This is a genomic window from Microbacterium oleivorans (genome assembly GCF_001644225.1).
Classification (GTDB): Bacteria; Actinomycetota; Actinomycetes; order Actinomycetales; family Microbacteriaceae; genus Microbacterium; species Microbacterium gawkjiense.
In genome coordinates, this window is sequence record NZ_LSTV01000001.1 from 1,229,740 (window position 1) to 1,254,434 (window position 24,695).

General features: G+C 69.5%; 25 protein-coding genes. 12 read left to right on the forward strand and 13 right to left on the reverse strand.

Going from position 1 to position 24,695, the window contains the following annotated elements:
• Positions 1 to 17 precede the first annotated feature (17 nt).
• Positions 18 to 1,616: an ABC-F family ATP-binding cassette domain-containing protein gene (locus AYL44_RS05945; RefSeq protein ID WP_064002273.1), complete on the reverse strand. Its 1,599-nt coding sequence runs from the start codon at positions 1,614 to 1,616 to the stop codon at positions 18 to 20.
• Between the two features lie 165 nt (positions 1,617 to 1,781).
• On the opposite strand from AYL44_RS05945, the gene AYL44_RS05950 reads away from it, so the two are divergent.
• From AYL44_RS05950 to AYL44_RS05970, 5 genes are read left to right on the forward strand one after another with little or no spacing between them, the layout of a single operon-like run.
• On the forward strand, positions 1,782 to 2,828 hold the full coding sequence (locus tag AYL44_RS05950) for an iron-siderophore ABC transporter substrate-binding protein (protein ID WP_064002274.1): 1,047 nt from the start codon (positions 1,782 to 1,784) through the stop codon (positions 2,826 to 2,828).
• A gap of 25 nt (positions 2,829 to 2,853) precedes the next feature.
• Positions 2,854 to 3,903 carry a FecCD family ABC transporter permease gene (locus tag AYL44_RS05955; RefSeq protein WP_064002275.1) on the forward strand — a complete coding sequence of 350 codons (1,050 nt, stop codon included), beginning with the start codon at positions 2,854 to 2,856 and terminating at the stop codon, positions 3,901 to 3,903.
• Positions 3,900 to 4,949, forward strand: coding sequence for a FecCD family ABC transporter permease (locus AYL44_RS05960; RefSeq protein ID WP_064002276.1), 1,050 nt, complete (start codon positions 3,900 to 3,902; stop codon positions 4,947 to 4,949). Before AYL44_RS05955 ends, AYL44_RS05960 begins: the two co-directional genes overlap by 4 nt.
• Positions 4,946 to 5,755, forward strand: coding sequence for an ABC transporter ATP-binding protein (locus AYL44_RS05965; protein WP_064002277.1), 810 nt, complete (start codon positions 4,946 to 4,948; stop codon positions 5,753 to 5,755). The genes AYL44_RS05960 and AYL44_RS05965 overlap by 4 nt, the downstream gene beginning before the upstream one ends.
• Positions 5,756 to 5,777: 22 nt before the next feature.
• Entirely contained in the window at positions 5,778 to 6,683 is a 906-nt protein-coding gene (locus AYL44_RS05970; protein WP_064002278.1) for a siderophore-interacting protein, read from the forward strand.
• Between the two features lie 59 nt (positions 6,684 to 6,742).
• On the opposite strand, the gene AYL44_RS05975 is transcribed toward AYL44_RS05970, so the two are convergent.
• The 5 genes from AYL44_RS05975 to sufB are packed head-to-tail and all read right to left on the reverse strand — an operon-like array spanning position 6,743 to position 10,807.
• Complete coding sequence (locus AYL44_RS05975) at positions 6,743 to 7,072, reverse strand: metal-sulfur cluster assembly factor (RefSeq protein ID WP_064002279.1); 330 nt, start codon at positions 7,070 to 7,072, stop codon at positions 6,743 to 6,745.
• 9 nt (positions 7,073 to 7,081) lie between these two features.
• Positions 7,082 to 7,852 carry a Fe-S cluster assembly ATPase SufC gene (sufC, locus tag AYL44_RS05980; RefSeq protein ID WP_064002280.1) on the reverse strand — a complete coding sequence of 257 codons (771 nt, stop codon included), beginning with the start codon at positions 7,850 to 7,852 and terminating at the stop codon, positions 7,082 to 7,084.
• Positions 7,853 to 7,866: 14 nt separating this feature from the next.
• Positions 7,867 to 8,196, reverse strand: coding sequence for a non-heme iron oxygenase ferredoxin subunit (locus AYL44_RS05985; protein WP_064002281.1), 330 nt, complete (start codon positions 8,194 to 8,196; stop codon positions 7,867 to 7,869).
• On the reverse strand, positions 8,193 to 9,389 hold the full coding sequence (gene sufD / locus AYL44_RS05990; protein WP_064002282.1) for a Fe-S cluster assembly protein SufD: 1,197 nt from the start codon (positions 9,387 to 9,389) through the stop codon (positions 8,193 to 8,195). Before sufD ends, AYL44_RS05985 begins: the two co-directional genes overlap by 4 nt.
• Positions 9,389 to 10,807, reverse strand: a complete 1,419-nt coding sequence (gene sufB / locus AYL44_RS05995; RefSeq protein WP_064002283.1) for a Fe-S cluster assembly protein SufB — start codon at positions 10,805 to 10,807, stop codon at positions 9,389 to 9,391. The genes sufD and sufB overlap by 1 nt, the downstream gene beginning before the upstream one ends.
• A gap of 219 nt (positions 10,808 to 11,026) precedes the next feature.
• On the opposite strand from sufB, the gene AYL44_RS06000 reads away from it, so the two are divergent.
• Both AYL44_RS06000 and AYL44_RS06005 read left to right on the forward strand, forming a co-directional pair.
• Positions 11,027 to 11,944, forward strand: a complete 918-nt coding sequence (locus AYL44_RS06000) for a COX15/CtaA family protein (protein WP_064002284.1) — start codon at positions 11,027 to 11,029, stop codon at positions 11,942 to 11,944.
• An 85-nt stretch (positions 11,945 to 12,029) separates the two neighbouring features.
• Positions 12,030 to 12,446, forward strand: coding sequence for a hypothetical protein (locus AYL44_RS06005; RefSeq protein WP_064002285.1), 417 nt, complete (start codon positions 12,030 to 12,032; stop codon positions 12,444 to 12,446).
• Positions 12,447 to 12,468: 22 nt separating this feature from the next.
• On the opposite strand, the gene AYL44_RS06010 is transcribed toward AYL44_RS06005, so the two are convergent.
• Entirely contained in the window at positions 12,469 to 13,395 is a 927-nt protein-coding gene (locus tag AYL44_RS06010) for a heme o synthase (RefSeq protein WP_064002286.1), read from the reverse strand.
• Positions 13,396 to 13,616: 221 nt separating this feature from the next.
• Here AYL44_RS06010 and tkt point away from each other — a divergent pair, with 221 nt between their 5' ends.
• Genes tkt through pgl form a run of 5 tightly spaced genes read left to right on the forward strand, consistent with a single transcriptional unit; the run spans position 13,617 to position 20,074 of the window.
• On the forward strand, positions 13,617 to 15,698 hold the full coding sequence (gene tkt, locus AYL44_RS06015; RefSeq protein ID WP_064002287.1) for a transketolase: 2,082 nt from the start codon (positions 13,617 to 13,619) through the stop codon (positions 15,696 to 15,698).
• Positions 15,695 to 16,807 (forward strand): transaldolase, encoded by a 1,113-nt coding sequence (gene tal, locus AYL44_RS06020; protein WP_064002288.1) that lies wholly within the window; start codon positions 15,695 to 15,697, stop codon positions 16,805 to 16,807. Before tkt ends, tal begins: the two co-directional genes overlap by 4 nt.
• 3 nt (positions 16,808 to 16,810) lie before the next feature.
• Positions 16,811 to 18,358 (forward strand): glucose-6-phosphate dehydrogenase, encoded by a 1,548-nt coding sequence (zwf, locus tag AYL44_RS06025; protein WP_064002289.1) that lies wholly within the window; start codon positions 16,811 to 16,813, stop codon positions 18,356 to 18,358.
• Entirely contained in the window at positions 18,355 to 19,287 is a 933-nt protein-coding gene (locus AYL44_RS06030; protein WP_064002290.1) for a glucose-6-phosphate dehydrogenase assembly protein OpcA, read from the forward strand. The genes zwf and AYL44_RS06030 overlap by 4 nt, the downstream gene beginning before the upstream one ends.
• Positions 19,288 to 19,294: 7 nt before the next feature.
• The gene (pgl, locus tag AYL44_RS06035; protein ID WP_064002291.1) at positions 19,295 to 20,074 is read left to right on the forward strand and encodes a 6-phosphogluconolactonase; all 780 of its coding nucleotides are present in this window, start codon (positions 19,295 to 19,297) and stop codon (positions 20,072 to 20,074) included.
• A 36-nt stretch (positions 20,075 to 20,110) separates the two neighbouring features.
• Here the strand turns inward: pgl and AYL44_RS06040 are convergent, their stop codons facing one another.
• The 6 genes from AYL44_RS06040 to AYL44_RS06065 all read right to left on the reverse strand — a co-directional run bounded on the left by AYL44_RS06040 (position 20,111) and on the right by AYL44_RS06065 (position 24,586).
• Positions 20,111 to 20,467: an RNA polymerase-binding protein RbpA gene (locus AYL44_RS06040; protein WP_064002292.1), complete on the reverse strand. Its 357-nt coding sequence runs from the start codon at positions 20,465 to 20,467 to the stop codon at positions 20,111 to 20,113.
• Entirely contained in the window at positions 20,467 to 20,715 is a 249-nt protein-coding gene (gene secG, locus AYL44_RS06045; protein ID WP_064002293.1) for a preprotein translocase subunit SecG, read from the reverse strand. The genes AYL44_RS06040 and secG overlap by 1 nt, the downstream gene beginning before the upstream one ends.
• A 97-nt stretch (positions 20,716 to 20,812) precedes the next feature.
• Positions 20,813 to 21,604: a triose-phosphate isomerase gene (gene tpiA / locus AYL44_RS06050; RefSeq protein ID WP_064002294.1), complete on the reverse strand. Its 792-nt coding sequence runs from the start codon at positions 21,602 to 21,604 to the stop codon at positions 20,813 to 20,815.
• The gene (locus AYL44_RS06055) at positions 21,592 to 22,809 is read right to left on the reverse strand and encodes a phosphoglycerate kinase (RefSeq protein ID WP_064002295.1); all 1,218 of its coding nucleotides are present in this window, start codon (positions 22,807 to 22,809) and stop codon (positions 21,592 to 21,594) included. The genes tpiA and AYL44_RS06055 overlap by 13 nt, the downstream gene beginning before the upstream one ends.
• A gap of 2 nt (positions 22,810 to 22,811) precedes the next feature.
• Complete coding sequence (gene gap / locus AYL44_RS06060; protein ID WP_064002296.1) at positions 22,812 to 23,822, reverse strand: type I glyceraldehyde-3-phosphate dehydrogenase; 1,011 nt, start codon at positions 23,820 to 23,822, stop codon at positions 22,812 to 22,814.
• Positions 23,823 to 23,959: 137 nt separating this feature from the next.
• Positions 23,960 to 24,586, reverse strand: coding sequence for a superoxide dismutase (locus AYL44_RS06065; protein WP_064002297.1), 627 nt, complete (start codon positions 24,584 to 24,586; stop codon positions 23,960 to 23,962).
• Positions 24,587 to 24,695 lie beyond the last annotated feature (109 nt).

Here is a 24,695-nt window from a genome sequence, read left to right on the forward strand (position 1 = left end):
TGGCGGGCGGGCGTCCGTCAGGCCAGGGTGATGAGGTCGATGTAGTCGCGACCCCAGATATCCTCGACCCCGTCGGGCAGGATCAGCACACGCTCGGGGTTCAGGGCCTCCACGGCGCCCTCGTCGTGCGAGACGAGCACGACCGCGCCCTCGTAGTGCGCGAGCGCCCCGAGGATCTCCTCACGGGAGGCCGGGTCGAGGTTGTTCGTGGGCTCGTCGAGCAGCAGCATGTTGGCCGACGAGACGACGAGCGTCGCCAGGGACAGTCGCGTCTTCTCGCCGCCCGAGAGCACCCCGGCCGGCTTCAGCACGTCGTCGCCGGTGAACAGGAAGGAGCCCAGCACTTTGCGCGCCTCGGTGGCGGTGATGTCCGGCGCGGCCGACATCATGTTGTCGAGGACCGAGCGGCTGACGTCGAGGTTCTCGTGCTCCTGCGCGTAGTACCCGATCTTCAGCCCGTGACCGGGCTCGATGATCCCGGTGTCCGCCTTGTCGACGCCCGCGAGGATGCGCAGCAGCGTCGTCTTGCCGGCGCCGTTGAGCCCGAGGACCACGACGCGGGACCCGCGGTCGATGGCGAGGTCGACGCCCGCGAAGATCTCGAGCGAGCCGTAGGACTTCGACAGGTTCTTCGCCATGAGCGGCGTCTTGCCGCAGGGCGCGGGCTTCGGGAACCGCAGCTTCGCGACCCGGTCGTCCTGACGGACGTCGTCGAGACCGGCGAGCAGCTTCTCGGCGCGGGCCACCATCTGGTGGGCGGCGGCGGCCTTGCTGGCCTTCGCGCCGAAGCGCGCAGCCTGCTGCTGCAGTGCCGTCGCCTTCTTCTCGGCGTTCGCGCGCTCCTTGCGGCGCCGCTCCTCGTCCGCCGCACGCTGACGCAGGTAGTTCTTCCAGTTCATGTTGTAGACGTCGATGACCTGACGCATGGCGTCGAGGTAGAACACCCGGTTGACCGTCTCGCCGACGAGGTCGATGTCGTGGCTGATCACGATCAGCCCGCCCTTGTACCCCTTCAGGAACTCCCGCAGCCACACGACGCTGTCGGCGTCGAGGTGGTTCGTCGGCTCGTCGAGGATCATCGTCTGCGCGTCGGAGAAGAGGATGCGGGCGAGCTCGATGCGTCGCCGCTGTCCACCCGACAGCGTCTTCAACGGCTGATCGAGGATCCGGTCGGGCAGGGAGAGGTTGTGGGCGATCGACGCCGCCTCCGCCTCGGCCGCGTATCCCCCGAGCGCCTCGAAGCGCTCCGTGAGCGAGGCGTACTTCCGCATGGCGCGGTCGGCGACGGCGGCATCCGTCGACGCCATCTGGTCGGCCGTCTCGCGCATGCCGATGACGAGGGAGCCGAGTCCGCGGGCGTCGAGGATGCGGGTGCGGGCGAGCATCTCGGGGTCGCCCGACCGCGGGTCCTGCGGCAGGTATCCGAGCTCGCCGCTGCGGTCGACCTTGCCGTCCGCGGGCAGCAGGTCGCCGGCGAGGACCTTCGTCAGGGTGGTCTTGCCGGCCCCGTTGCGGCCGACGAGACCGATCTTGTCGCCCGGCGAGACGCGGAAGGAGACATCGGACATGAGGGTGCGCGCACCGACGCGGATCTCGAGATCGTGCACGGCGAGCACAGCAGACGTCCGTTCTTCCTGGGGAGGCGGCCGAGTGGCCAAACCCCCAGTATACGGCGCGGATCAAGGACGATCAGGCCGGTCCCGGATGGGTTCCTAAGTTTCCGCCCGCCCCAGGTTCGTTGTAAGGTTAGGCGACCCTAATCACTTTCCCAGGAGACCTCTGTGCCTCGCATCCGCACTGCGTTCGCCCTCGCCGCAGCATCCGCCCTCCTCCTCACCGGCTGCGCCACCACGGCCGCCGCTCCCGCCGGGACGACGTCTTCGGACGGCGCCACCACGGCGGGCGGCGCGTTCCCCGTCACCATCACGCACGCGTTCGGTACGACGACGATCGAGAGCAAGCCCGAGCGGGTCGCGACGGTGTCCTGGGCCAATCAGGAGGCGGCGCTCGCCCTCGGTGTCGTGCCGGTCGGCATGCCCGCCGTCACCTGGGGCGACGACGACGGCGACGGCATCCTCCCCTGGGTCGAGGACAAGCTCGAGGAGATGGGCGCCGAGACCCCCGTGCTCTTCGACGAGGCCGACGGTTTCGACTACGAGGCGATCGCCGACACGGCGCCCGACGTCATCCTCGCTGCGTACTCCGGCATGACGAAGGAGGAGTACGAGACCCTCAGCAAGATCGCGCCGGTCGTCGCCTACCCCGACGTCGCGTGGGGCACCACCTGGCAGGAGCTCACCGTCATCAACGGCACCGCGCTGGGCCTGAAGGACGAGGCCGAGACCCTCGTCGACGACCTCACCACCCAGCTCGGCGACCTCACCGCGGGACAGCCCGACATCGCGGACAAGACCGTCATGTTCAGCTCGTTCGACGCGACCAACCTCGCCGAGATCGGCTTCTACTCCGAGCAGGATCCGCGCCAGCTGTTCCTGCAGGACCTCGGCATGGAGCCCGCCGCGACGGTCGCCGAGCAGTCGAAGGGCACCGACCAGTTCTGGATCACGAACAGCACGGAGGAGATCGAGCGTTTCAACGACCTCGACGTCCTCGTGACCTACGGAGACGACACGACGCTGGCGACGATGCAGGCCGACCCGCTGCTGTCGCGGATCCCTGCGGTCGCCGACGGTTCCGTGGTAGTCCTCCCGTTGGCAAACGCGCCGCTTTCCGCCGCCGCCAACCCGAGCCCGCTGTCGATCCCGAACTCGCTGACGGCCGACTACGTCGACCTCATCGGCGAAGCGGCCGCCAAGGTCTCCGACTAATCCGGAACGGTTCGCCGCTCTCACGATGACCGCTCTCGCACCCGCGCCCGCCGCCGCCTCGACCGCGTCCCTCCGACGCCGGTCGGGGCGGCGGCGGGTGCTGTGGGTGCTGGTCCTCGCGGTCGCAGTGGCGGTCATCTGCGTACTGTCGGTCACCTTCGGCAACCGGACGGTGGACGCATCGCAGATCATCGCCGGTCTGACGGGTGATCTGACGACGACGGATGCCGCTGCCGTCGCGCGCCGGGTGCCCCGCACCATCCTCGCCCTCCTGGTCGGAGCCTCCCTCGCGGTAGCCGGTGCCGTCATGCAGGGCGTCACCCGCAACCCCCTGGCCGACCCTCAGATCCTCGGCATCAACGGCGGCGCGTCGCTCGCCGTCGTGACCGGGCTCGCCTTCTTCGGCGTGACGAGCGCCCTGGGCTACATTTGGCTCGCGATGCTGGGCGCCGCGCTCGCGGCACTCTTCGTCTACACCATCGGGTCGCTCGGCCGCGGCGGCGCGAGCCCCCTGAAGCTCGCCCTCGCCGGTGCCGCGACCGCCGTCGCCTTTACCTCGCTCATCAGCGCGATCCTGCTCCCCCGGATCGACGTCATGAGCGTCTTCCGGTTCTGGCAGATCGGCGGCGTGGGCGGCGCGACGACGCAGAACATCCTCCTCGTCCTCCCCTTCCTCGTCGTCGGCATGGTCATCTGCGTCACCTCGGCGGCGGCGTTGAACGCCCTCGCCCTCGGCGACGACCTCGCGACCGGCCTGGGGCAGAAGGTCCGGACGGCGCGACTGCTGTCCGCCCTCGGCGCGGTGATCCTCTGCGGCGCTGCCACCGCGGTCGCCGGACCCATCGGCTTCGTCGGACTCATCGTGCCCCACGTCTGCCGCCTGCTCGTCGGCCCCGACCACCGCTGGCTGCTCCCCGTCTCGGCCCTCGTCGGCGCAGGTCTGCTCACCGTCGCTGACGTCGTCGGACGCGTCATCGCGCGGCCTCAGGAGGTCGAGGTCGGCGTCGTCACCGCTTTGATCGGTGCTCCGTTCTTCATCGCCATCGTCCGCCGACAGAAGATGCGTGCCCTGTGACCGCCCTCGCCCCCGCGCCGACCACCCTGGCCGCCGTCACGTCGGGGCGGGCACGTCGTGCGCGCCGCCGCATCCTCGTCACCGGCGGACTCCTCGTCGCCGTGCTGGCGACGTATCTCGTCTCGCTGATGGTCGGACAGACCTTCTACACGCCCGCCGAGGTGTGGGCGGTGATGACCGGACAGACGGTGCCGGGTGCGTCCTTCACGGTCGGCGAGCTGCGATTGCCGCGATCGACCGTCGCCCTGCTGACGGGACTGTGCTTCGGCATGGGCGGTGCCGTCTTCCAGACGCTGCTGCGCAACCCGCTGGCCAGCCCCGACATCATCGGGATCAACGCGGGCGCGAGCGCGGCGGCCGTCGTGGGCATCGTCTTCCTCTCGCTCTCGGGGACCGCCGTCTCGGTCCTCGCGACCGTCGCCGCGGTCGGCACCGCGCTGACGATCTACCTCCTCGCGTTCAAGGACGGCGGTGCCGGGGCGCGCTTCATCCTCATCGGCATCGGTGTCGCCGCGATCTTCAACAGCGTCGTCGCCTACGTGCTCTCGCGCGCGGCCGAGTGGGATCTGCAGGCCGCGATGCGGTGGATCACCGGCAGCCTCAACAGCGCATCGTGGAACGAGGTCGTCCCGCTGGCAGGGGCGATGGTCGTCGTCGTCCCCGTCCTGCTGTGGCTGACCCGCGACCTGGAGCTCATGCGGCTGGGCGACGAGGCGGCGGCCGCCCTCGGCGTCCCCGTCGAGCGGCGGCGCATCCTCCTCATCGTCGCAGCGGTCGTGCTGCTCGCCTTCGCGACGGCGGCCGTCGGCCCCATCTCCTTCGTCGCCTTCCTGTCGGGCCCCATCGCCGCGCGGATGCTGGGCCCCGTCGGCTCCCCCGTCCTGGTCGCGGGCCTGTTCGGCTCCTTCCTGGTGCTGCTCGCCGACCTCACCGGGCAGTACCTGCTCGGGATGCGTCTGCCCGTGGGCGTCGTGACCGGTGTCCTCGGCGCGCCCTACCTGATCTTCCTTCTCATCCGCAGCAGCCGCTCGGGAGGCTCCCTATGACCGCGGAACGCACCCTCCACGCCTCCGGCCTGAAGCTGGCCTACGGCGACCGCCTCATCGTCGACGACCTCGACCTCGTCGTCCCGCCCGGGCGGATCACGGCGATCGTCGGCGCCAACGCGTGCGGCAAGTCCACGTTGCTCAAGTCGATGGCGCGACTGCTGGCCCCCCGCGCGGGGCAGGTGCTGCTGGACGGCAAGGACATCCACAAGCTGCCGACGAAGCAGGTGGCGCGCGAACTCGGCCTCCTCCCGCAGTCCCCGATCGCCCCCGAGGGCATCGCCGTCTCGGACCTCGTCGGCCGCGGGCGCACGCCCCACCACGGACCGCTCTCGCGATGGAGCCGTGCGGATGACGAGGCCGTCGCCGCCGCCCTCGACGCCACGGACACCGCCGCCCTCGCGGACCGCGCGGTGGACGAGCTCTCGGGAGGCCAGCGGCAGCGTGTCTGGATCGCCATGGCGCTGGCGCAGCAGACCGACGTGCTCCTCCTCGATGAACCGACGACGTTCCTGGACGTCAGCCACCAGGTCGACGTCCTCGACCTGCTGACCGATCTGAACCGGCGCTCCGGCACCACGATCGTGATGGTCCTGCACGACCTCAACCTGGCGGCGCGGTACGCCGATCATCTCGTCGCGATGGCCGGTGGTCGCCTGTACGCCGCCGGAGACCCGGGCGAGATCCTGACTGCCGAGACCGTCAAGGACGTCTTCGGCATGGACAGCCGCGTCATCCCCGATCCGCTCACCGGCCGCCCGATGGTCCTCCCCATCGGCCGCCATCACGTCCCCGCCGGCGTCTGACCGCACGAAAGCCGAGACCCCCATGTCCCTGAGCACGATGAACTTCTTCCGCGCCCCCGTCGCCGCGGTCACCGACCTCACACCCAGCTTCCGGCGGTTCACGTTCCGCGACGAGGCGCTCGGCGCATACGGCGACCCCGGATTCGACCAGCGGGTCAAGATCATGTTCCCGACGCCGACCGCCTCGCTGGAGGCGATGCCGACGGATGCCGACTGGTACGACCGCTGGCGCGCCATGCCCGAGGAGACGCGTCCCGTCATGCGGACTTACACGACGCGTGCGGTGCGGAGCTCCGCCGGCGAGGTCGACATCGACATGGTCGCGCACGACGTGATGGGCCCGGCGTCCGCGTGGATCGCCGACGCCAAGGCGGGCGACGAGGTCCTGATCCTGGCCCCGACCACCGAGCACACCGGCGTCAGCTACGGTATCGACTTCGTGCCGCCGGCCCGGACCGACGCCATCCTGCTCGCCGGCGACGAGACGGCGGCCCCCGCGATCGCGCGGATCCTGGAGCAGCTCCCCGCGGACGCGCGCGGTGTCGTCGTCCTCGAGCTCCCGCACCCGAACGACGTCGCCTACGTGCCCTCGCACCCGGGCTTCGAGCTGATCATCGAGGCGCGCGGCGGGGAGGACCGTCGCCACGAGCACCTGATCTCCGCGGTGGCCGATGTCGCCCGTCGCCTCGCCCCCGGCGGGATCGGGGCCGAGGTCGAGGAGATCGACGTCGACCACGACATCCTCTGGGAGGTCCCCCGCACGGCGAAGGGCGGCGCCGCGCTGAAGAGCGCCCCCCTCTACGCGTGGCTCGCGGGTGAGGCATCCGCCATCAAGGCACTCCGTCGTCACCTCGTCAGCGAGGTCGGCGTCGACCGACGCGCCGTCGCCTTCATGGGCTACTGGCGCCTGGGCCGCTCGGAGAACTGACCTGCGGCACGCGAAAGGGGCGGTGCGACGTGGTCGCACCGCCCCTTTCGCGGATTCGGTCAGATCGAGAAGCCGAGCGCGCGCATCATGTCGCGGCCGTCGTCAGTGATCCGCTCGGGGCCCCACGGCGGCATCCACACCCAGTTGATCCGGAAGCGGTCGACGACGCCGTCCAGCGCCTGTCCGGTCTGCTCCTCGAGCACGTCCGTCAGCGGGCAGCCGGCGGAGGTCAGGGTCATGTGGATGACGAGGGCGTCGTTCTCGTCATCCCACCCGAGGTCGTAGATGAGCCCCAGGTCGACGACGTTGACCCCGAGTTCGGGGTCCATGACGTCCTTGAGGGCCTCGGTGACCTCGTCGTACTTCTCGGGTGCGAGCGTCTCGGTCATGCGACGATCCTAGGCCTGCTCGCCCGCGACGGGGGCGAGGAAACGGTCGTACCCCTCGTCCTCGAGGCGCGCGGCGAGCTCGGGACCGCCCTCTTCGGCCACGCGGCCGTTCACGAGCACGTGGACGAAGTCGGGCTGGATGTAGCGGAGGATGCGGGTGTAGTGCGTGATCAGGAGCACACCCATGTCGGTCTGCTCCTTGGCACGGTTCACACCCTCGGACACGATCTTCAGCGCGTCGACGTCGAGGCCCGAGTCGGTCTCGTCGAGCACGGCGAGCTTCGGCTTGAGGAGCTCGAGCTGGAGGATCTCGTGACGCTTCTTCTCACCGCCGGAGAACCCCTCGTTCACGTTGCGCGCGGCGAACTTCGGGTCCATCCGCAGGTTCTGCATCGCCTGCTTGACGTCCTTGGTCCACGAACGGATCGACGGCGCCTCGCCGTCGACGGCCGTCTTCGCGGTGCGCAGGAAGTTGGTCACCGTCACACCGGGGATCTCGACCGGGTACTGCATCGCGAGGAACAGGCCGGCGCGGGCGCGCTCGTCGACCGACATCGCGAGGACGTCCTCGCCGTCGAGCGTGATGGTGCCGCCGGTGACGGTGTACTTCGGATGGCCCGCGATCGTGTAGGCGAGGGTCGACTTGCCGGAACCGTTGGGGCCCATGATGGCGTGGGTCTCGCCCGTGCGGACGGTCAGGGTCACGCCGTTCAGGATCGGGGTCTCGCCGGCTTCCGTCTCGACCGTCACGTGGAGGTCGCGGATCTCGAGGACAGACATGTCAGCTTCTTTCTTCAGTTCACGGCTTTGGTCACGGCGGGGTCGATGAGGATGTCGTCCCCGTCGATCGTGACCTCGTAGACGGGCACCGGCTCGTAGGCCGGCAGGTTCAGTGGGCGCCCGGTGCGCAGCGAGAACGCCGACCCGTGCGCCCAGCACTCGAGCGAGTCGCCTTCGACGAAACCGTCGGCCAGGGAGATGTCGCCGTGCGTGCAGGTGTCGCCGATCGCGTGCACCTCGCCCTGGCCGTCCAGCACGACGGCGATCGCGACGCCGTCGACCTCGACGCGCACGGCCGTGTCCTGCGTCAGGTCGCTCAGCTGCAGCACCTTCTGGGCGGTCATGCGTCGCTCCCGCCGGCCAGCTCCGCCTCGATCGCGGCGATGAACTCGTCCTCGAGCGAGGGGATGCCGATCTTCTGCACGATCTCGGCGAGGAAGCCGAGGACGACCAGACGTCGGGCCTGCTCCTCGTCGATCCCGCGAGCCTGCAGGTAGAACAGCTGCTCGTCGTCGAAGCGTCCGGTCGCACTGGCGTGCCCGGCGCCGACGATGTCACCCGTCTCGATCTCGAGGTTCGGGATGGAGTCGGCGCGCGCACCGTCGGTGAGGACGAGGTTGCGGTTCGCCTCGTAGGAGTCGGTGCCCACGGCATCCGGTCCGATGAGGACGTCGCCGATCCAGACCGTGCGGGCCGACGCACCCTGCAGCGCACTCTTGTAGAGCACGTCGCCGTTCGTGTGGGCGCCCTTGTGGTGCAGGTAGACCTGGCTCTCGAGGTGCTGGCCGGCGTCGGCGAAGGACAGCCCGTAGAGGCGTCCCTGCGCGCCGGCACCGGCGAGCTCGACCGACGGGTTGACGCGGACGAGTCCGCCGCCGAGGCTCACGACGATGTGCGTCAGCGACGCGTCGCGGTCGACGCGGGCCTGGTGCGCCGCGAGGTGCACGGCGTCGTCGTCCCAGCGCTGCACCGAGACGACCGTCAGGGCTGCACCGTCGCGCACGATGATCTCGACGTTCTGCGCCTGGGCCGCGGATCCCTCGTGCCGGAGCACGACCGTCCCGCGCGAGTTCGGCTGCGCCTCGATAACGACGTGCGCGTGAGCGACGCCGCCGCGACCGGTGAGGGTCACGATGACGGGCTCGTCGAGCTCGGCGTTCGCCGGGATGCGGATGAGCGGAGCCTCCGGCTCCTGCGACCACGCGATCGCGCTCACCACGTCCTCGGGACGGAAGACCTCGCCGCGGGGCGCCTCGTCCTTCTGCAGACGACGGTGCTCCACCGCATCCGGACCGGACACCTCGACGCCGATCACGTCGTGCGGGGCCTCCTCGTCGGCCAGCAGCGGAGCGACGCGGTCGAGCGGCGTGTGCTTCCAGTTGACCTCGCGGCCGGTCGGCGTGCCGAAGTCCGCGGGGTCGAACGACCACGGCCGCTCCGAGCGGGTCTGGACGGGAACGGTGGTCTCCGTCAGCGTCGCCGCAGGGTCGATGTGGCCCTTCGCATCGGATGCGGGGGCCTGAGTCGCTGTCGTCATCAGCCGACGGATCCTTCCATGCCCATCTCGATGAGCTTGTTCAGCTCGAGGGCGTACTCCATGGGCAGTTCGCGGGCGATCGGCTCGATGAAGCCGCGCACGATCATCGCCATCGCCTCGTCCTCGGGCATGCCGCGGCTCATGAGGTAGAACAGCTGCTCCTCGCTGACCTTCGAGACGGTCGCCTCGTGGCCGAGCTGGACGTCGTCGACGCGGATGTCGATGGCCGGGTAGGTGTCGGACCGCGAGATCGTGTCGACCAGCAGCGCGTCGCACCGGACGGTGTTGGCGGAGTGGTGCGCGTTCGCGTCCACCCGGACCTCTCCCCGGTACCCGGCACGACCGCCGCCGCGGGCGATCGACTTCGAGACGATCGAGGACTGCGTATGCGGCGCCATGTGGATCATCTTCGCGCCGGCATCCTGGTGCTGACCGGGACCGGCGAAGGCGACCGACAGCGTCTCGCCCTTCGCGTGCTCGCCCATCAGGTAGATCGACGGGTACTTCATCGTCACCTTCGAGCCGATGTTGCCGTCGACCCACTCCATGGTCGCGCCCTCGTGGGCGACGGCGCGCTTGGTGACGAGGTTGTAGACGTTGTTCGACCAGTTCTGGATCGTCGTGTAGCGCACGCGGGCGTTCTTCTTCACGATGATCTCGACGACGGCCGAGTGCAGCGAGTCGCTCTTGTAGATCGGCGCCGTGCAGCCCTCGATGTAGTGGACGTAGCTGTCCTCGTCAGCGATGATCAGGGTCCGCTCGAACTGACCCATGTTCTCGGTGTTGATGCGGAAGTAGGCCTGCAGCGGGATCTCGACGTGCACGCCCTTCGGGACGTAGACGAACGAGCCGCCCGACCAGACGGCGGTGTTCAGCGCGGCGAACTTGTTGTCTCCGGCGGGGATGACGGTGCCGAAGTACTCCTCGAAGAACTCGGGGTGCTCGCGCAGCGCCGTGTCGGTGTCCATGAAGATGACACCCTGCTGCTCCAGGTCCTCGCGGATCTGGTGGTAGACGACCTCGGACTCGTACTGCGCCGCGACACCGGCGACGAGGCGCTGACGCTCCGCCTCGGGGATGCCGAGCTTCTCGTACGTGTTGCGGATCTCCTCGGGGAGGTCCTCCCACGTCTGCGCCTGCTTCTCGGTGGAGCGCACGAAGTACTTGATGTTGTCGAAGTCGATGCCGGACAGATCGGCACCCCACGTCGGCATGGGCTTGCGCCCGAACAGCTGATACCCCTTCAGACGGGTCTTCAGCATCCACTCCGGCTCGTTCTTCAGCGAGGAGATCCCGCGGACCACGTCCTCGTTGATACCCCGCTGGGCGACGGCACCGGCGGCATCGGCGTCGTGCCAGCCGAATTCGTACACCCCCAGCCCTTCGAGCTCGGGACGGTCGATGAGCACATCCGACATGACTTTCCTCCTCACGGGCGGCAACGGTGTCATCCGTTCCGGCATTCCCTCCCGCGAGAGGAGTGCACGAGGGGGATGCCGCTGCTGGCCGCTCTGATGACGCGAGACCGCGCCTAGAATCGTTGTGCGGGCTGCGATGGGGATCGCGCTCGCCGACAGCTTCATTCTACAGGCACGGCCATCCCCCGCGGCGTGCCGGCCCTCGCCCGGAGGCGACCCATGCTGATCACCGCGTCGACACCGACCGCCCCGCCGACGACCCGGGTCCCACGCCTGCTGCGCGTCGTCGCGTGGCTGTCGTTCCTCGCCGAGACCCTCATCATCGGGACCGGCGGCGCCGTGCGTCTGACCGGTTCGGGCCTCGGCTGCCCGACCTGGCCGACCTGCACGGCGGACTCGCTCGTCGCGACTCCCGAGATGGGCATCCACGGTGTGATCGAATTCGGCAACCGCACGCTGACGGGCCTCGTCGGCATCCTCGCCCTCGCCGTCGTCGTCCTCGTGTGGCGGATGCGTCGCACCCGCCGCGACCTCTTCGTCCTGGCGCTCATCGTGCTCGGAGGCGTCGTCGCCCAGGCGGTCGTCGGCGGCATCACCGTCCTCACCGGCCTCAACCCCTTCATCGTCGGGTTCCACTACGTCGTGTCGCTCGTCCTCGTCTGCGTGTGCGCCGCGTTCCTCGTCCGCCTCGACGAGCCCGGCGGCGCCCGCGTACGCGTGGTCCCTGCCTGGTACGCGCGCCTGGCGCATCTCACCACCGGCGTCCTGGCCCTGACCATCGCGTTCGGTGTGCTCACGACCGGAGCGGGTCCCCACTCCGGTGACGCCGCCGCCGGCCGCAACGGATTCAACGCCGAGATCCTCGAGCACGTGCACGCGTGGCCCGGGTACGCGCTGCTCGCGCTCACGGTGACCCTCGCCGTGGTGGCGTGGCGCCAGGGGCTCCCCACTCGGACGTGGGTGGGCGTCCTACTGGCCGCCGAAACCGTGCAGATCCTCGTCGGCCTCTACCAGGCGCGCAACGGCCTGCCCGAGCTCGCCGTCGGCGTCCACATGGTGCTCGCCGCCCTCACCGCCGCGGCGATGACCGTCGTCGTCCTGCGGCTGAAGGCGCCGGCGCACACCGAAACCTCATAGGCGGCGCATCGGTTCCGTCAGGGTGGGCCGGGAACAGTGGCCCGGGTCGCCCGAGAGCGGGCGACCTCGACCCGGGGGAGAATCGATGAACACCCGCCCCCGCCTGACCCGCAGCATCCCGTTCTGGCTGCTCTTGGCCGGCTCGCTCGCATCAGGAGCCGCCGGCGGCGTCGTCCTCATGGACAAGCTCGCGAAGATGGAGACGGCCCTGACCGCCGGCACCGCGACCGGAGTGGACGTCTACGTCGGCCAGATCTGGGCGGTCCTCGGCGCGATCCTCGTGGGCGTCGGCGCCATCGGCCTGCTGCTCGCCTTCACGCTCGGAGCGCTCCGCGCCTTCACCGTCGCCCCGCGCGCACAGCGGGCCGCGGACGACGGGCGCGTCGACGACGAGCCCGCGACCGCGCAGAACGCAGCAGCGACGGAGGACGCTCCGGCGTCCGCCGCCCAGGACGCGTCCGACACGACGCCGCAGCCCGTGCTGGACGGCGCCGGACGCTGATCGCCTCGATCGGCCCGCTGCGTCAGAAGGGCAGCAGCGGGTCGATCGCGATCGCGACGAACAGCAGGGTCAGGTACGTGATCGACGCGTGGAACACGCGCATCGGACGGACCTTCTCACCGCGGACGGCGCGCGCGTAGAGCACGTGGGACTCGTAGATGAACCAGCCGCCCAGCACGAGAGCCGACGCGGTGTAGACGAGGCCCATCGGCGCGACGGGGATCAGCAGGAGAGAGCTCGCCACCGTCGCCCACGCGTAGAGGATGACCTGGAGTCCCACCTGCGTGCCGTTGCGCGTCGCGCCCAGCATCGGGACGTCCACCTCGGCGTAGTCGCCCTTGTACTTCATCGAGAGCGGCCAGTAGTGCGGCGGCGTCCAGAGGAACACCAGGAGGAAGAGGATGAACGGGGTCCACGTGAGCGACCCGGTGACGGCCGACCAGCCGATGATGACCGGGAAGCACCCGGCGATCCCGCCCCAGACGATGTTCTGCTCGGTGCGACGCTTGAGCAGGATCGTGTAGATCACGACGTAGAAGAAGATGGCGCCGGCGCTGAGGGCCGCCGCGACCCAGTTGGTGAAGAACCAGAGCCAGACCGTCGAGACGACGGCGAGGGTCCACGAGAAGACGAGCGCCCCGCGCGGCGTGACCTCGCCCGTCACGAGCGGACGGTTCTCGGTCCGCTTCATGTGCGCGTCGATGTCGCGGTCCAGATACATGTTGAAGGATGCCGCCGACCCGGCACTCATCGCACCGCCGACGACGGTGGCCAGGATCAACCAGAGATCGGGCAGTCCGTTCGCCGCGAGGAACATGACCGGGATGGTCGTGACCAGCAGCAGCTCCAGGACGCGCGGCTTCGTCAACTGGACGTACGCGCGGACGGTGCGGCCGAACGACTGTCGAGCGGGCGCGGATACGCGCGCGCCGGTGTCCGTGAGTGCCATCGCCCCTGCCGTGTAGATCGTCCGATCGAGTCTACGCCATCCCTCGGACGGGGTCCCTCCGCGCCCGCTCCCCGGCTTCGCTCACAGCGCACGTCACACAGCGTCGACCCGGCCTCGTCGAGGGGCTCGGATGGATATGCTGAAAATCCCGGCGTCAGGCGCCCCCTTCTTCTTCCTGGGAAGCGGACGCCCGCGCGGACTCACCGACGAAAGGCTTCCAGGTGTCAGAGCTGGTTTGGGACGAGATCGATCGGCGCGCGGTGGACACCGCGCGCGTGCTGGCGGCGGACGCCGTCGAGAAGGTCGGTAACGGCCACCCCGGAACGGCCATGAGCCTGGCCCCGGCCGCGTACCTGCTCTACCAGCGGGTGCTGCGCCACGACCCGACCGACACCCACTGGCTCGGACGCGATCGCTTCATCCTCTCCGCGGGCCACTCGTCGCTGACGCAGTACGTCCAGCTCTACCTCGGCGGCTTCGGGCTCGAGCTCGACGACCTCAAGGCGCTGCGTACGTGGGGCTCGCTGACCCCGGGACACCCCGAGTACGGACACACCAAGGGCGTCGAGATCACGACCGGCCCGCTGGGTCAGGGCCTGGCCTCGGCCGTCGGCTTCGCGTACGCCGCCCGCTACGAGCGCGGTCTCTTCGACCCCGAGGCGGAGGCCGGCACGTCACCCTTCGACCACCACGTGTTCGTCATCGCCGGCGACGGCGACCTGCAGGAGGGTGTGACGGCCGAGGCCGGTTCGCTCGCCGGTCACCAGCAGCTCGGCAACCTCATCGCGGTCTACGACTCGAACCAGATCTCGATCGAGGACGACACGAACGTCGCCTTCACCGAAGACGTGCAGAAGCGCTACGAGGCGTACGGCTGGCAGGTCCAGACGGTCGACTGGAAGAAGACGGGTGAATACGTCGAGGACGTCGCCGCCCTCTACGACGCGATCAAGGCGGCCAAGGCCGAGACGTCGAAGCCCTCGCTCATCATCCTCAAGACGATCATCGGATGGCCCGCCCCGGGCAAGCAGAACACCGGCAAGATCCACGGTTCCGCGCTCGGCGCGGACGAACTGGCCGCGACGAAGAAGGTGCTCGGCTTCGACCCCGAGCAGAGCTTCGCCGTCGCCGACGACGTGATCGCGCACACGCGCGCCCTCGCCGAGCGCGGTGCCGCCGACCGTGCCGCCTGGCAGGAGTCCTTCGATGCCTGGGCCGCGGCGAACCCCGAGCGCAAGGCGCTGCTCGACCGTCTCGAAGCGGCCACGCTGCCCGAGGGCATCGAGGACGCACTCCCCGTGTTCGAGCCCGGCAAGGACGTCTCCACGCGCGCCGCATCCGGACTCGTCATCAACGCCCTCGCCGCCGAGCTGCCCGAGCTGTGGGGCGGATCCGCGGACCTCGCGGAGTCCAACCTCACGACGATCAAGGACGCCAAGAGCTTCATCCCGGCCGAGTGGTCGACCCACGAGTGGTCGGGCGACCCCTACGGGCGCGTGCTGCACTTCGGCATCCGCGAGCACGCGATGGGCGCCATCGTCAACGGCATCAAGCTGCACGGTCCGACCCGCCCCTTCGGCGGTACGTTCCTGATCTTCAGCGACTACATGCGTCCCGCCGTGCGCCTCGCCGCCCTCATGGACATCCCCTCGGTGTTCGTCTGGACCCACGACTCGGTCGCCCTCGGTGAGGACGGCCCAACGCACCAGCCGATCGAGCAGCTGGCGACCCTGCGGCTCATCCCGAACTTCACGGTCGTCCGTCCCGCCGACGCCAACGAGACCGCTGCGGCGTGGCTCGAGATCCTGCGCCGCCAGGGCGGTCCGACCGGCATCGCGCTGACGCGTCAGAACATCGCGGTCTTCCCGCGCGGCGAGAACGGTTTCGCCACGACCGAGGGAGTCGCGAAGGGTGCGTACACCCTGCTCGAGGCGCCCGAGGGCGAGCCCGACGTGATCCTCATCGCGACCGGCTCCGAGGTCCAGCTGGCCGTCGCCGCCCGCGAGACGCTCGCCGCCGAAGGGATCGGCGCGCGCGTCGTGTCGGCTCCGAGCCTCGAGTGGTTCGCGGAGCAGGATGCCGCCTACCGCGAGTCCGTGCTCCCGGCATCCGTCAAGGCGCGTGTCTCGGTCGAGGCCGGCGCGACCGGCCTGTGGCGCGGCATCGTCGGCGACAGCGGACGCACCGTCGGCATCGACCACTTCGGCGCCTCCGCCGACTACAAGACCCTGTTCGAGAAGTTCGGCGTCACCGCCGATGCGGTCGTCGAAGCGGCCCGCGCAACCGTCAAGGAGAACGCATGAGCACCCCCACCGAGGACCTGTCCGGCGCCGGCGTCAGCATCTGGCTCGACGACCTGTCGCGATCGCGGATCGACACCGGCAACCTGGCGCAGCTGATCGAGACGCGTGACGTCGTCGGCGTCACCACCAACCCGTCGATCTTCCAGGCCGCCATCGGCAACACGGAGGACGACTCGTACGATGCGCCGCTCCAGGCCCTCGCGGCCCAGGGCGCCGACGTCGACACCGCGATCTTCGAGATCACGACCACCGACGTCCGCGACGCGGCCGACATCTTCCGTCCGGTCTTCGACCGCACGAACGGCGTCGACGGCCGGGTCTCGATCGAGGTCTCCCCCGACCTCGCCCACGACACCGACGCGACGGTGGCGCAGGCGAAGGAACTGTGGGCGAAGGTCGACCGGCCGAACACGCTCATCAAGATCCCCGCGACGCTCGCCGGTCTCCCGGCGATCAGCGCCGTCCTGGCAGAGGGCATCTCGGTCAACGTCACCCTGATCTTCAGCCTCGAGCGGTACGCGGCGGTCATCGACGCCTACCTCGAGGGCGTGCGCCGGGCGAAGGAGAACGGGCACGACATCGCCACCATCCACTCGGTGGCGTCGTTCTTCGTCTCGCGCGTGGACACCGAGGTCGACAAGCGTCTCGAGGCGATCGGCACGGACGCGGCGGCATCCCTCAAGGGCAAGGCCGGGATCGCGAACGCCCGACTCGCCTACGAGCTCTTCGAGAAGCGGTTCGCCGAGCCGGCCGCCCTCGAGCTCATCGCGGCGGGCGCGAACGTCCAGCGCCCCCTGTGGGCGTCGACGGGCGTCAAGGACCCGGCGCTCCCCGACACCCTCTACGTCACCGAGCTCGTCGCTCCCGGCACCGTCAACACGATGCCCGAGAAGACACTCGAGGCGACCTTCGATCACGGGAAGATCACCGGCGACACCGTGACCGGGTCGTACGAGGACGCCCACCGTGTCTTCGACCAGCTCGCCGAGGCGGGCATCGATCTGGTGGACGTCACCCAGGTCCTCGAGGACGAGGGTGTCGAGAAGTTCATCGTCTCGTGGCACGACCTGCAGGGCACGGTGCGCACGGCCCTCGACAGCGCACGCTGACCGATGGCTGCGGAGATCTCGCGGGGGAACAACCCCCTCCGCGATCCGGATGATCGGCGCCTCAACCGCATCGCGGGACCCAGCGCGCTCGTGATCTTCGGCGTGACGGGCGACCTGTCGCGCAAGAAGCTCATGCCGGCGGTGTACGACCTCGCGAACCGGGGGCTGCTCCCCCCCGGGTTCGCGCTGGTCGGTTTCGCCCGACGCGACTGGGAGGACCAGGACTTCGCGAAGGTCGTCTACGACGCGGTGCGGCAGCACGCGCGCACGCCCTTCCGCGAGGAGACGTGGAACCAGCTGCTTCAGGGCATCCGCTTCGTGCAGGGCGAGTTCGACGACGCGGCATCCTTCGCCCGGCTCCGCGAGACCGTGGAGCGTCTCGACACCGAGCGCGGCACCATGGGAAACCACGCGTACTACCTCTCGATCCCGCCGAAGGACTTCCCGGTCGTCGCACGCCAGCTGCGCGACTCCGGCCTCGTCGACGAGACGGCGGACGGGGACACCTGGCGACGCGTCGTCATCGAGAAGCCGTTCGGCAGCGATCTGCAGACCGCCCGCGAGCTGAACGAAGCCCTCGAGGTCGCCTTCCCGGCCGACGCCATCTTCCGGATCGACCACTACCTCGGCAAGGAGACGGTCCAGAACATCCTGGCGCTGCGCTTCGCGAACGAGCTCTACGAGCCGCTCTGGAACGCGAACTACGTCGACCACGTGCAGATCACGATGGCCGAGGACATCGGCGTCGGCGGTCGCGCGGGATACTACGACGGCATCGGCGCGGCGCGCGACGTCATCCAGAACCACCTCCTGCAGCTGCTCGCGCTGACCGCGATGGAGGAGCCCATCTCGCTCGACGCGGAGCACCTCCGCGCCGAGAAGGAGAAGGTCCTCGCCGCGGTCAAGCTCCCCGACGACCTGTCCACCGCCACCGCGCGCGGGCAGTACGCGGGCGGCTGGCAGGGCGGCGAAGAGGTCACCGGCTTCCTCGACGAGGACGGCATGGACCCGCAGTCGCGGACCGAGACCTACGCCGCCATCAAGCTCGAGATCGCCACCCGACGCTGGAACGGTGTGCCGTTCTACCTGCGCACGGGTAAGCGCCTCGGTCGCCGTGTCACCGAGATCGCGGTCGTCTTCAAGCACACCCCGCCGCTGCTGTTCCTGCGCTCGCAGGCGCTGCAGCTCGGGCAGAACGCCCTCGTCATCCGCATCCAGCCCGACGAGGGCGTGACCCTCCGTTTCGGGTCCAAGGTCCCGGGCGCGGGCAACGAGGTGCGCGACGTCACGATGGACTTCGGCTACGGCCACGCCTTCACCGAGTCGAGCCCCGAGGCCTACGAACGCCTCATCCTCGACGTCCTCCTGGGCGACCCGCCGCTGTTCCCCCGTCATGAGGAGGTCGAGCTGTCCTGGCGCATCCTCGACCCCGTCGAGCAGTACTGGGCGGAGCAGGACGAGCCGCTCGAGCAGTACTCCCCCGGATCCTGGGGTCCCCCGTCCGCCGATGAGCTCCTGGCCCGCGACGGCCGCGTCTGGAGGCGCCCATGATCGTCGACCTGCCCGACACCACGGTGTCCACGATCGCGAAGAAGCTCGTGAGCGTGCGCGAGGAGGGCGGCGCCGTCGCCCTCGGGCGCGTGCTGACCCTCGTCATCGTCTCCACGGGGGGCTTCGACGAGGAGGCCATCGACGCCGCGAACGCCGCCTCGCGCGAGCACCCGATGCGCGTCATCGTCCTGGTCGTCCAGCCCGACGCCCCAACCGGGCTCGACGCGCAGATCCGCGTCGGCGGCGACGCCGGTGCGAGCGAGGTGGTCGTCCTCCGCGCCCGGGGTGCGGCGGCCGGCAACCAGGAGAGCCTCGTCAACGGCCTCCTCCTCCCCGACGCTCCCGTCGTGGCCTGGTGGCCCGACGATCCGCCCACCGACCCCGCGCACTCCGCGATCGGTCGCATGGCGCAGCGGCGGATCACGGATGCCTCGACGAAGCCGTTCGCCAAGGACCGGCTCGCGCAGCTCGGCTCCGTCTACGCGCCCGGTGACACGGATCTGGCGTGGACGCGGCTCACCCACTGGCGCGAGCAGCTCGCCGCCGTCCTCGACCAGCCGCCGTACGAGCCCGTCACGGCCGTGACGGTCGTCGGTGCGGGCAGCTCGCCCTCCACCGGGCTGCTGGCCGCGTGGCTGCGGATGAAGCTCGATGTGCCGGTCGAATGGCACTACACGGACGAGCACGAGTGGGCCCACGGCATCCGCTCGGTCACCCTCTCGCGGGGCTCCGGTGACATCGTCCTCGAACGCTCGAGCGCCACGGACGCGACCCTCACTCAGCCCGGCCAGCCGACGCACGACATCGTGCTGCCGCGGCGATCCCTGCGCGAGTGCCTCGCGGAGGAGCTGCGCCGTCTCGATCCCGACCTCTTGTATGGTCGAGTCATCACCGAAGGGTGGGAGCTCCTCGACCCTCCCACGAGGTAGGAGTCGCATGTCGGAGTTCCGCGCGGAGAAGCGCGTCGTCGTCCGTCCTGACGCGCAGACGTTGGCCCGAGGGGTCGCGAAGCGCTTCTTCCAGCGGGTCTCCGCCCGAGCCGCCGAGGGCAAGACGACGCACATCCTGCTGACCGGGGGCACCGCCGGCACGGCCGTGCTGCACGCGGCGGGCGAGAGCGATCGCCGGCGGGAGGTGGACTGGTCGAACGTCCACTTCTGGTGGGGGGACGAGCGTTTCGTCCCGGCGGGCGATCCGGAGCGGAACGAGACGGCGGCACGCGCCGCGTTCCTCGACCACATCGACGTCCCGGCGGCGAACATCCACCCGATCGCCGCCTCCGACGGCGGTCGCAGCCATGACGAAGCGGCCGCCGACTACGCGGCGGAGCTGGCCTCGTTCGCCGCCGAGGACCAGCCCTGGCCACGGTTCACCCTGGCGTTCCTGGGCGTCGGACCCGACGGACACATCGCATCCCTCTTCCCGGATCGCAGCGAGATCTCCGACACCGAGCACGCCGTCCTCCCGGTGCGACACTCCCCCGTGCCGCCGTCCGAGCGGATCACCCTGACCCGCCCGGTGATCAACTCGTCCCGGCGCGTGTGGTTGGTCCTCCCCGGCACCGACAAAGCGTCTGCGCTGGGCTTGGCGCTCGCCGGCGCGAGCTACCACTCCGTTCCCGCCGCCGGGGCGAAGGGGCGCAAGCAGACGGTGTTCTTCGTCGACGAGGCCGCCGCGCAGGGCGTGCCCGAAGAACTGATCGACCCCGAGTTCTGAGCGAACCCGGGGTCGTATCGGTGTGGAAGGCGGCGATCAGTCCTGACCGCGGCGCTCCCGAAGCTGCTTGAGGGCGTCGTCCAGGATCGACTCCGCCTCCTCGTCCGTGCGACGCTCCTTCACGTATGCGAGGTGCGTCTTGTAGGGCTCGGTCTTGGCGAGCGCGGGCGGGTTCGCCTTGTCGCGACCGGCCGGGAGGCCCGAGTGCGGCGAGTCGATCGTCTCGGGGATCTCCTCCTCCGAGATGCCGGCCGCGAAGTAGCGCACCGTCTCGTTACCGAGTGCGTCCCAGTACGAGACGGCCACACGGTCGGCATGGTGACCGTGGTCCTGCTCCCCCATCGGTCCGGCACCGACGCGGGTGCCCCGGATCGCGTTGCCCCCGGTCGCCATCAGATGCTCTGGAACTTCGTGATGAGGCCCAGCGCGACGATCGCGACGAACCAGACGAGTGCGAGCACGACCGTGAAGCGGTTGAGGTTGCGCTCGGCGAGGCCCGAGGACCCCATCGCCGAACTCATGCCGCCGCCGAACATGTCGGAGAGGCCGCCGCCGCGCCCCTTGTGCAGGAGGATCAGGAGAGTGAGCAGGAGGCTGGTGAGTCCCAGCAGCACCTGCAGCACAAGCTGGAGGATGTCCACAGTCGTTGAAAGCCTTTCGGGTCGCCGAGTCGCTCAGCGCTCGCACGAGTATACCGGCTGAGCGGTGCGACGCCGCGAGGCGCCGCACCGCTCAGGATCACACGCCGACGTGCTTCTGGTAGCGGATGATGGCGGCGAACTCGTCGGCGAGGAGGCTCGCTCCTCCGACGAGGGCGCCGTCGACATCGGGTTCGCGCATGAAGCTCGCGATGTTGCCGGACTTCACCGATCCGCCGTAGAGGATGCGGGTGCGCTCGGCCGCGGCATCCCCGAGGCTCTCGGAGAGCACCGTACGCAGCGCGGCGCACACTTCCTGCGCCTGCTCGGGCGACGCGACCTGTCCGGTCCCGATGGCCCAGACCGGCTCGTAGGCGACCACGACGTCCGCGTCCGAGGGCACACCCTCGAGCGCGGCGCGGAGCTGAGCGACCGACACGGCGGTCGGGCCGGACTCCTCGCGCTGCTCGAGCGTCTCGCCCACGCAGATCACCGGCACGAGCCCGTGACGCAGCGCGGCCTGCACCTTCGCGGCGACGACCTCGTCGGTCTCGCCGTGGTACTCGCGTCGCTCGGAGTGACCGATGATCACGAAGTCGACGTCGAGCTTCTTCAGGAACGCTCCCGAGACCTCACCCGTGTAGGCGCCCGAGTCCTTCGTCGACACGTCCTGCGCACCGAGGGCGAACGGGATCTTGTCGGCGTCGATGAGCGTCTGCACCGTGCGGATGTCGGTGAACGGCGGGAACACCGCGACCTCGACCGAGTCGGTCTCGTGCGCGGCATCCTTCAGCGTCCAGTGCAGCTTCTGGACGAACGCGACCGCCTGCAGGTGGTCGAGGTTCATCTTCCAGTTGCCGGCGATGAGGGGCTTGCGGGTCACGCTTCCCATCCGAGGATCTCCAATCCGGGCAGCTTCTTGCCCTCGAGGAATTCGAGGCTGGCCCCACCACCGGTGGAGATGTGGCCGAACTGGTCGTCGTCGAACCCGAGCTGACGGACGGCGGCCGCGGAGTCGCCGCCGCCGACGACCGACAGGCCGTCGACCTCGGTCAGCGCCTGGGCGACCGTCTTGGTCCCCTCGGCGAACGCCGCCATCTCGAACACGCCCATCGGGCCGTTCCAGAACACGGTCTTCGCGCCGCGGATCGCGTCGGCGAACAGCTCCGCCGTCTTCGGTCCGATGTCGAGGCCCATGCTGTCCGCACCGAAGGGGGTGTCCTCCAGGGCGTCGGCGGATGCCACGACGTGATCGGCGTCGGCGGCGAAACCGGCGGCCATCACGGCGTCGACGGGGAGCACGAGCTCCACCCCGCGCTCGCGCGCCGTCTCCATGTATCCGCGGACCGTCTCGAGCTGATCGACCTCGAGGAGACTCTTGCCGACCTTGTGCCCCTGTGCCGCGAGGAAGGTGAACAGCATGCCGCCACCCACGAGGATCTTGTCCACGCGGGGCAGGAGGTGCTCGATCACGCCCAGCTTGTCGCTGACCTTGGAGCCGCCCAGGACGACCGCGTACGGACGCTCCGGACGCTCGGTCAGGCGGTCGAGGACGTCGACCTCCTTCTCGATGAGGAGGCCCGCAGCGGAGGGCAGCAGCTCGGCGAGGTCGTAGACCGACGCCTGCTTGCGGTGCACGACACCGAACCCGTCCGAGACGAGGGCGTCGCCGAACGAGGCGAGCTGCTCGGCGAACGCGCGACGGGTCGCGTCGTCCTTCGCGGTCTCCCCCGCGTTGAAGCGGAGGTTCTCGAGGACGGCGACCTGCCCGTCCGCGAGGCCCGCCACGGTGTCGCGAGCGGAGTCGCCGACCGTGTCGGTCGCGAAGGCGACGTCCGCGCCGAGGAGCTCCGACAGCCGCGTGGCGACGGGGGCGAGGCTGTACTTCGCGTCCGGGGCGCCGTCGGGCCGGCCGAGATGGGAGACCGCGATGACGCGAGCTCCCTGCTCGACCAGCGCCGACAGCGTCGGCAGAGCCGCACGCACGCGGCCATCGTCCGTGATGACTCCGTCCTTCAGGGGGACGTTGAAGTCGACACGGACGATGACGCGCTTGCCTGCGAGCGAACCCAGCGAATCGAGGGTGCGCAGAGCCATCGTCAGAGCTTGCTGGCGACGAGCTCGGTGAGGTCGACGAGGCGGTTCGAGTAGCCCCACTCGTTGTCGTACCAGGACGAGATCTTCACGAGGTTGCCCGACACGTTGGTCTGGCCGGCGTCGAAGACCGAGGAGTGCGGGTCGAGCTGGATGTCGCTCGAGACGATCGCGTCGGTGTTGTACTTCAGGTACCCGACGAGCTCGCCCTCGGCAGCGGCCTTCTCGAAGGCGGCGTTGATGACCTCGGCGGTCAGGCCCTCGGTCGGGGTGACGACAGTGAGGTCGACGATCGAGCCGGTGGGGACCGGAACGCGGTACGACGAGCCGCTCAGCTTGCCGTTGAGCTCGGGCAGCACGAGACCGATGGCCTTGGCGGCGCCGGTGGCGGCGGGGACGATGTTGATCGCCGCAGCGCGCGCACGGTGCAGGTCGCCGTGGGGGCCGTCCTGCAGGTTCTGGTCGGCCGTGTAGGCGTGGGCCGTCATCATGAAGCCGCGCTCGATGCCGAAGTTGTCGTTGAAGACCTTGGCGATCGGGGCGAGGCAGTTCGTGGTGCAGGACGCGTTCGAGATGACGTGCATCGTCTCGGAGTCGTAGGTGCCGTCGTTGACACCCATGACGAAGGTGCCGTCGACGTCGGTGCCCGGTGCCGAGATGATGACCTTCTTCGCACCGCCGTCGATGTGCTTCTTGGCGTCCGCAGCCTTGGTGAAGCGGCCGGTCGACTCGATGACGATGTCGACGCCCAGCTCGCCCCAGGGGAGGTTGGCGGGGTCGCGCTCTTCGAAGACCTTGATGGTCTTGCCGTTGACCGTGATCGAGTCCTCGGTGTACGAGACCTCGGCGTCCAGGCGACCGCCGACGGAGTCGTACTTCAGGAGGTGAGCGAGGCTCTTGTTGTCGGTGAGGTCGTTCACCGCCACGATCTCCAGGTCAGCTCCCTGCGCGAGAGCCGCGCGGAGGAAGTTGCGTCCGATTCGGCCGAAGCCGTTGATGCCGATCTTGACAGACACGTTGTCTCCCGTTTTTCGTCGCGTACGCCCCTTGAACGGGGTCGACTCGCGATGTGCTGGAAAAGAGAGAGGATGCCCGGGCTTCGCCCCCGTTGCCGGGAGGAGCCCGGCATCCTCACCTGTGAACGACCCTACTACTAGAGCAGGCCCGCCGTCTTGTCACGGGCGGCGTCGAGACGCTGCGCGACGTTCTGCCAGTTGGCGATGTTCCAGGCCGCCTTCACGTAGTCGGCCTTGACGTTGAGGTAGTCGAGGTAGAAGGCGTGCTCCCACATGTCGAGCTGGAAGATCGGGATGGTCCCCTGCGCCGTGTTCGACTGCTGGTCGAACAGCTGCTGGATGATCAGCTGCTGGCCGATCGGGTCCCAGCTGAGGACGGCCCACCCGGAGCCCTGGATGCCGGTGGCAGCGGCCGTGAAGTGCGCCTGGAACTTGTCGAAGCCGCCGAAGAACTCGTCGATCGCCGCGCGCAGCTCGCCCTCGGGCTCGCCGCCGCCGCCCTGCGAGGCGGGGGCCAGGTTGGTCCAGAAGATGGAGTGGTTGACGTGTCCGCCGAGGTTGAACGCGAGGTCCTTCTCGAGCTTGTTGACGTTCGCGAGGTTGCCGGTCTCCCGCGCCTCTGCGAGCTGCTCGAGGGCGGTGTTCGCTCCGGTGACGTACGCCTGGTGGTGCTTCGAGTGGTGAAGCTCCATGATCTTGCCGCTGATGCTCGGCTCGAGCGCGGAGTAGTCGTACGGGAGCTCAGGCAGCGTGTACTTCGCCATGTCCTCTTCCTTCTGTCGGTGCCGCGCGCACGGCGCGGCCGGTCGGATTCATCCTATTGAGGGCCAACCCGCCGGACACCCGGTTGCTTCCCGCGAAGAGGGGATGTAT

Coding starts and splice junctions, on each gene's coding strand:
- AYL44_RS05955 (WP_064002275.1), top strand. CDS start 2,854: ATGACCGCTCTCGCACCCGCGCCCGCCGCCGCCTCGACCGCGTCCCTC.
- AYL44_RS05965 (WP_064002277.1), top strand. CDS start 4,946: ATGACCGCGGAACGCACCCTCCACGCCTCCGGCCTGAAGCTGGCCTAC.
- AYL44_RS05970 (WP_064002278.1), top strand. CDS start 5,778: ATGTCCCTGAGCACGATGAACTTCTTCCGCGCCCCCGTCGCCGCGGTC.
- AYL44_RS05975 (WP_064002279.1), bottom strand. CDS start 7,072: ATGACCGAGACGCTCGCACCCGAGAAGTACGACGAGGTCACCGAGGCC.
- sufC (WP_064002280.1), bottom strand. CDS start 7,852: ATGTCTGTCCTCGAGATCCGCGACCTCCACGTGACGGTCGAGACGGAA.
- AYL44_RS05985 (WP_064002281.1), bottom strand. CDS start 8,196: ATGACCGCCCAGAAGGTGCTGCAGCTGAGCGACCTGACGCAGGACACG.
- sufD (WP_064002282.1), bottom strand. CDS start 9,389: ATGACGACAGCGACTCAGGCCCCCGCATCCGATGCGAAGGGCCACATC.
- sufB (WP_064002283.1), bottom strand. CDS start 10,807: ATGTCGGATGTGCTCATCGACCGTCCCGAGCTCGAAGGGCTGGGGGTG.
- AYL44_RS06000 (WP_064002284.1), top strand. CDS start 11,027: ATGCTGATCACCGCGTCGACACCGACCGCCCCGCCGACGACCCGGGTC.
- AYL44_RS06005 (WP_064002285.1), top strand. CDS start 12,030: ATGAACACCCGCCCCCGCCTGACCCGCAGCATCCCGTTCTGGCTGCTC.
- AYL44_RS06010 (WP_064002286.1), bottom strand. CDS start 13,395: ATGGCACTCACGGACACCGGCGCGCGCGTATCCGCGCCCGCTCGACAG.
- tal (WP_064002288.1), top strand. CDS start 15,695: ATGAGCACCCCCACCGAGGACCTGTCCGGCGCCGGCGTCAGCATCTGG.
- zwf (WP_064002289.1), top strand. CDS start 16,811: ATGGCTGCGGAGATCTCGCGGGGGAACAACCCCCTCCGCGATCCGGAT.
- AYL44_RS06030 (WP_064002290.1), top strand. CDS start 18,355: ATGATCGTCGACCTGCCCGACACCACGGTGTCCACGATCGCGAAGAAG.
- pgl (WP_064002291.1), top strand. CDS start 19,295: ATGTCGGAGTTCCGCGCGGAGAAGCGCGTCGTCGTCCGTCCTGACGCG.
- AYL44_RS06040 (WP_064002292.1), bottom strand. CDS start 20,467: ATGGCGACCGGGGGCAACGCGATCCGGGGCACCCGCGTCGGTGCCGGA.
- tpiA (WP_064002294.1), bottom strand. CDS start 21,604: ATGGGAAGCGTGACCCGCAAGCCCCTCATCGCCGGCAACTGGAAGATG.
- AYL44_RS06055 (WP_064002295.1), bottom strand. CDS start 22,809: ATGGCTCTGCGCACCCTCGATTCGCTGGGTTCGCTCGCAGGCAAGCGC.
- AYL44_RS06065 (WP_064002297.1), bottom strand. CDS start 24,586: ATGGCGAAGTACACGCTGCCTGAGCTCCCGTACGACTACTCCGCGCTC.